The organism is Halochromatium sp. (genome assembly GCF_054919635.1).
The window spans coordinates 1-6,486 of the sequence record NZ_JBUDPI010000223.1; the positions used below are offsets into that span (position 1 = coordinate 1).

A 6,486-nucleotide genomic window follows, 5' to 3' on the forward strand; every position below is an offset into this window, starting at 1 on the left:
GGCCGAGGCTATCGGCACGCTGACCGATCAGGCTGCGGGGCTGGACCTGGTCGGGATCTATGCCGCCGGTGAGATGGCGACTGGCCTCGCCAGCTCGATCGGGCATCGCCATTGGCATCAGAGCTGCAGCTTCCACCTCGATTGGAGCTGTTATCTGCAGGCCGATAAAGCGGTCAAGGACAGCTACAGCGGCTTCGACTGGGAGCCAAGCGCCATCCAGGCGCGGCTCGAGCAGCAACGCCAACAGCTCGCGGTGATGGCGCGTCCAGTCCGGCAGATCGAACTAGGCCAGTACCGGGCGTTCTTGGCCCCGGCCGCGCTCGAGGAGCTGCTCGACATGCTCGCCTGGGGCGGGTTCGGGCTGCGCGATCACCGCACCCAGCAAACACCGCTGCTGCACCTGGCCGAGGGCGAGCTGAGCCTGAGCCCCATCCTCAGCCTGACCGAGGACCACAGCCGCGGCCTGACACCAGGCTTTACCGACGAGGGCTTTCTTAAGCCAGAACAGGTTGCACTGATCGAGCAGGGCCACTTTGGACACTGCCTCGCCGATGCCCGCTCGGCCAAGGAATATCGTGCAACGGTGAACGCGGCCGCGGAATGGCCGGAGGCGCTGGCGCTCGCAGCCGGCTCGTTGCCGACCGCAGAAGCACTGGCCGCGCTCGACACTGGGCTCTACATCGGCAACCTCTGGTACGGGAACTGGTCCGACCGCAACGCCTGCCGCGTCACCGGGATGACCCGCTTCGGCAGCTTCTGGGTCGAGCGCGGCGAGCTGATCGCGCCCGTCGCGGTCATGCGCTTCGACGACAGCCTCTATCGGCTGCTCGGCGACCAGCTCGAGGCCCTCACCCGCGAGCGCGAGCTGCGCCTCTCCGCCGAGACCTACGGTGGCCGCTCCACCGCCAGCACTTTGCTCCCCGGCGCCTTGGTCAGCAGCCTCAATCTGACGCTTTGAGCCCTCGCTTAGGCGATTGCCTTAGACGGCGCCTGTCAGGACGGCTTGCATCCGGTCATTGGGTGCGCCGATCTGCTCCTTGCCAGAGGCTGGCTTTGCGCTGCCTGGCAGCGCAATCTCAAGCCCGCGCAAATCGGCGCCGGCACGACCGACGAATAGCCGGAGGTCCTCGCCGATCATTGCCCAGCAGCGCGACCCGATGCGCTCGGTCGAGCCGCTGAGCTCGGTGACAAAACGCAGTTTCCGTCCATCAAAGGCGATTCGGATACCAAGCATGATCGGCTTTGGGTCTGCAACGCCATCGCACTGATCATCGGCATTGATCGGGTAGCGTCCCGTCTGCACGACCGGTCTCTCAACGCCATCGCCTTGTCGAGTGGGATCAGAGCCACCGGCATCGTCATCCGCACGATTTGTCGCCATCCCCACCCGGGGATAGATCGCGACGGTGATCTCAACCAGCTCGGTCGCAAGCCGGGGAATATTGGTCTCGATACGGGTCAGGGTGCAATCCGGGTTGCGACAGCGCTCGCGTAGCGCAAAGGAGAATTCACGATCAACGAACACCCCGATCGCCTGCTCGACCTCCTCAAGCTGGCGTTGGCAGCGGCGCACCCGCTTTGGATAGTTCATATCGTCACGCATTTGCTGGCGAATCAGCTTGCGCAGTCGATCAAAGCCCTTCGGCAAGGTTCCGCTATGGAACCCGCGACACATCAGCCCGCGCATGGTCTCGCCATGCGCGCCCACGTTAGCGGGCTCGATTGGCGTATCGATAGCCAGGTCCAGATCGAGCTTGTGCAGGCGCTGGCGATGATTGGCCTCGTAAAGCCTCCAGTTCTCCTTCAGCTCCCAAACCAAGAAGCCGAACAGGCCCGGCAGCAGCACAATGGTAAGCGTGACGAACGGATAGGCGACGACCTTAGGCAAGACCGATTCGGTGATCTCGACGAAGGCTGCTGTAATCGCCGGCAAGAACGGCAATAGCAGCTTATGGCCAATGGTGACAATCGGAAAGTGCTTAACCGGATTGACCTGAGGCTCCACCAATACAGTCACATAGAACTGGATCAGTGCCTCTGAAAAGCGCCAGATCGGGGCTAACACTGCCTTTATAGCCAGACTCGTCCAACGCTCGCTGAGGTGATGGGTCAGTCCTTCGTCGACGCGGTGCAGGAGCTGCGAAAAGCGGCGCGTTACCTCCTTGAAGAAGAACAGCAGCTGCTGGATCAAGCCAATGAACAGCGCCTGATTAAGGCGTTGCAGATAGGCACCGATGCGCGTGCTCAGGTTGTCCAGGAAGCGTCGGCCCGCGGGTGTATTTCGCGCCAGCGTGCCAAGCGCGAATGCTAGCCCAAGCAGCCAGAGGCCGGGCTCGATCGGAACCTCCTCGACCAGCACCGCCAGTGCGATGATGGGAGCTAGCGGCAAGATGCCGATCAGCAGGGGCTGGATCAGATTCCGTCCAAGCCCGCGCATCAGACCAGTGCTCAACAGACCGGCAACAGGCCACCAACGTAGCAGTCCGTGAGGGCCATCCCAGACCAGGAAGCGCAGGATGCGCCAACCGCCCAAGACGATGGCCTCGGCCAGGTGCCGGCCAATCCCGGTGTAGGCGACCAGGTTGATCAGGGCGCCGCTGAGCACCACCGAGGTGGTCTCGGTGAGATGAAACCCTGTTTCCAGGAACGGGATCAGCGCAAGCAGCAGATCCAGGCTCTTCAGCACTAGGTACGAGCCGCCAAAAGGCAGCAACAGATAGCGCAGGATGTCGCGACCCAAGGGCGTGCCAAACAGAGGCGCACCCAGCTGTTGCAGCCCCTTGATGTAGATCTCACCGGGACGGTAGACGCCGGGCAAGGCGCGCTCCGCAGTGCGGTCGAAGCGCCGCAGTCGATCGCCGCGAAAGAACTCGCTCCAAGTCGGGTCAGGCAGGCGCAAGATATTGCGCGCGACGATGTCGCGGACATCGGTGAACTTGAGATGCCGACGATGCTTGATCACGTCTAGCAGCTCCAATTTCATCTTCTGCGCGGCAACGATCTCGCGGTGGTTGCGCGGCACGAAATCGGCCTCTTGCATGGCCTGCTCGAGGCGTGGGGCCAGCTCGGTATCCAACCGACCTGTGATCGAGGCGTTTAGACTGTTCAGCAGGCGTGAGAAGCGCTCGAGCTCGGCTATGGGCCAGGGCTGCTCGTCGAGCCGGGCATGGCTGGTCTCGAGCGCCCGCAAGGCCTTGAGCAGGGGCTGGAACGGCAATGCCTCCCGGATCGGGGTACGCCCGAGATGCAACAGCCAGCGCCCGAGTCGGAGCCGGTAGTAGTCGGTCGGGCCTTTGAGAAGCAGTTGCTCAAGGCAGCCCATCAGCCCTTGCGCCGCAGGCGCACCATACTGACCTCGGTCATCGCCAGCCAACCGATGCACCAGTGCATGGAGCTCAGCGCGCGCGGCCTGATCCATCGTCCAGCGCTCAGCCAGACCGTCGGCCAGTAGGGCCTCGACGAGGCCCTCGCGCTTGGCGATGGCCTGCTCGAGTGGTACTGAGAGTGCCCGGCCGTCAGGCATCAAGCGACGTGCCAGCCGTCGTGCGACCGCTAGCCGACGCAGCGCAAGCGCCAGATGGCCACCGCGTTGAGCGCGAACCGCCGCTGCCACCGACTGCTCGAACAAGATCACGCCCGCACGCAGGTCAGCATCGCGCTGCAGACTTGCGGCAGCACTGATGCGACGCTTGCGCTGTAACAATCGCCAGGGCAGCACCGGAGGGACCCAGCGCAGCGCACCGAGCAAGCGGGTGCGCCAGATCCCCAACTGATCACCGAAGCGCTCGATCCAGTCCGGACGCAGATCCAGGCGCACCCCCCGCGCGAAGGCATTGAGGAGGCGCTGCTCAAGCGAGTCATCGGCTACTGCAGCACCGGCGATCGCGTTGGCTCGACTGCGGCCCGATGGCGCCGCAGTGATGCCCGCGTGCGACATAGGGATCTTCGGCCGCCTGCGTGCGATCACCTCCCTGAGGTCAGGGTCGCTGCGCCCATAGGGCAGCGCGAGCGGGAGCAAGGGCCCATCTGAGCTCAGGCCGCCGCTGCCGCCGGGCCGGCTCTTGAGCAGCAGCCGGGGAAGGCGCTCATCCACCAACGGACGCGGAAGGTCAAGCCCCGCCGCTGACAGCCAACGGTCCACCCGAGGCCAGTCGCGAATCGCTGGGAAGAAGAATCCGCGCGCGCCAGGTGCGAAGTAACGCAGCCGGACAACGAAGGCAACAAAGCTGCGACAGACGAGATCATCATCCCATACCGGCAGGATGAGTCCGTCGTGACTCAAGACCTCGCGCAGCTCGGCGAAGGCATAGTCGCCAATCAGCTCACGCAAGGCGCTCGCACCGAGGCGCTCCCTATGCTCATCACACTCACAGGCAGCCTGCCAGGTACGCGCCACCTCCGCTTCGAAGGATCGCGCCCAGTAGTCGTAGCGCAGACGCGTAAAGCTGCGCTGCTCAAGGCGCTGATTCGGGGGGCTGGGCAGCAGGATCACCTGCTCCGGGAGCTGCAGCCCTTCGATGACCGATAGTGCCTCTGCGTTCTCGGTCTCGAGCCCGAGCAGGAAGTCCGCTCGCGGCATCAAGTAGTAAGGCAGGTCCGGTATCGAGACACCGGCCAAGCGCTCTCCGAGCTGGCCTTCAATGAGCCGCTCGATCGCTCGCGCATGGAACAGAAACAGCCCCTCAGCCGGCTTCATGACCTGTTGCCGAAAGGCCTTGGCGGTGACGATGGACATACTGAAACGGTGACGGCGCGGATAGGATGGCGGCCGAATGCTTGCAACTCTAACCGATTGCCAGACGCTATGACCGGTTTTCGCGTGCACTGGCGCGAGAATCAGAGACCTGGAGCCATCGGCATGTTAGATTTTCACCACAATACCGCAGCCACCTGACCCGAAGCCCCCGCATGATCGAAGCCAGTCCCGCCGTCATCGCCACCTTCGCCGTTTACCTCCTGTTCATGCTCGCCATCGGCCTCTGGGCCTATCGACGGACGACAGACTCGTCGGGCTACTTCCTCGGCGGCCGCAGCCTCGGGCCTTGGCCAGCAGCGCTCTCGGCGGGCGCGTCCGACATGAGTGGCTGGCTCCTGCTTGGACTTCCCGGCTTTGCCTTCGCCTCCGGCATCGAGTCGCTCTGGCTAGCCGGCGGCCTATTGCTCGGCACATGGCTGAACTGGCTCCTGCTCGCGCGGCGACTCAGGACCTATAGCGTCGAGGCCAAGGATGCCCTAACGATCCCAGAATTCTTCGCCAACCGCTTCGGCGACCGGGGTCATCTCTTGCAAGCGGTAGCCGCCTTCTTCGTGCTGCTATTCTTCCTGTTCTACACCAGCTCGGGGCTGGTTGCGGCCGGGAAGCTGTTCGAGACGGTATTCGGGCTCGACTATCTGATCGCGGTCATCATCGGCACCCTGTTCATCGTCTCCTATACCCTGTTCGGCGGCTTTCTCGCCGTGTCCTGGACCGACTTTGTGCAAGGCCTGTTGATGGCCGCAGCGCTGCTGATCGTGCCGGTGATCGCGATTCAGAGCGACGGCGGCTGGGGTGAAATGACGACAACCCTGCGCGAGCTGAATCCAGAGCTATTGACACTCTGGGTCGATAAAGACGGCCAACCGCTCACCCTGCTAGCGATCGTCTCGTTGGCGGCCTGGGGTCTCGGCTACTTTGGCCAGCCGCATATTCTGGCCCGGTTCCAGGGCATCCGCCGTGCTAGCGATGTCCCCACAGCCCGACGCATCGCCGTCAGTTGGACCGCTCTGAGCCTGATCGGCGCGGTACTGGTGGGGCTCGCCGGGGCCGCCTATGTCGATAACAACCTCGGCGGGCAGCTGACCGACTCCGAGACCATCTTCATGATCCTGGTCGATGCCCTCTTCCATCCGGTGATTGCTGGCATCCTTCTGGCCGCTATCCTCGCCGCGATCATGAGCACCGCCGACTCGCAGCTCTTGGTCTCCTCATCGGCACTGGCCGAAGATCTCTATCGGCAGCTCTTACGCTCCCAAGCCAGTCCGCGCGAGGTGGTGCTAGTCGGTCGCGCGGCAGTGGTCCTGTTGGCGCTGGTCGCCTTGCTGTTGGCCACCAATCCGGATAGCACGGTGTTGGGACTGGTCGCCTATGCCTGGGCTGGGTTTGGTGCCGCCTTCGGACCGGTGCTGCTGATCAGTCTGTACTGGAGGCGGATGAACTGGTCTGGCGCCATCGCCGGCGTGATCACCGGCGGACTCGTCGTGGTGGTCTGGAAGCAGCTCGAGGGCGGGCTGTTCGACCTCTATGAGATTGTCCCCGGCGTGATCTTGGCCAGTCTTGCCATCGTCCTCGCAAGCTTGGCAACCGCGCCGCCAAACGAGGCCATTCGCGAGGGATTCGAGCGTTACCGTCAGGCATTGCGTCAAGGCTGAGCAGTCGTCATAACGGGCCAGCGCCTAAGCCGGTGCTCAGTCCAGCCTTGCTAGACGCAAAGTCCAAACAGGGAGCGC

At 63.6% G+C, this 6,486-nt stretch carries 3 protein-coding genes; 2 read left to right on the plus strand and 1 reads right to left on the minus strand.

What is annotated here, in order from left to right:
* A partial coding sequence (locus ACY693_RS13105) for a metallopeptidase TldD-related protein (RefSeq protein ID WP_462322272.1) occupies nt 1-958 on the plus strand: 958 nt, incomplete at its 5' end.
* 21 nt (nt 959-979) lie between these two features.
* Here the strand turns inward: ACY693_RS13105 and ACY693_RS13110 are convergent.
* Nucleotides 980-4,735: a sulfite exporter TauE/SafE family protein gene (locus ACY693_RS13110; protein WP_462322273.1), complete on the minus strand. Its 3,756-nt coding sequence runs from the start codon at nt 4,733-4,735 to the stop codon at nt 980-982.
* A gap of 173 nt (nt 4,736-4,908) precedes the next feature.
* On the opposite strand from ACY693_RS13110, the gene putP reads away from it, so the two are divergent.
* On the plus strand, nt 4,909-6,408 hold the full coding sequence (gene putP / locus ACY693_RS13115) for a sodium/proline symporter PutP (protein ID WP_462322274.1): 1,500 nt from the start codon (nt 4,909-4,911) through the stop codon (nt 6,406-6,408).
* The last annotated feature ends 78 nt before the right edge of the window (nt 6,409-6,486 follow it).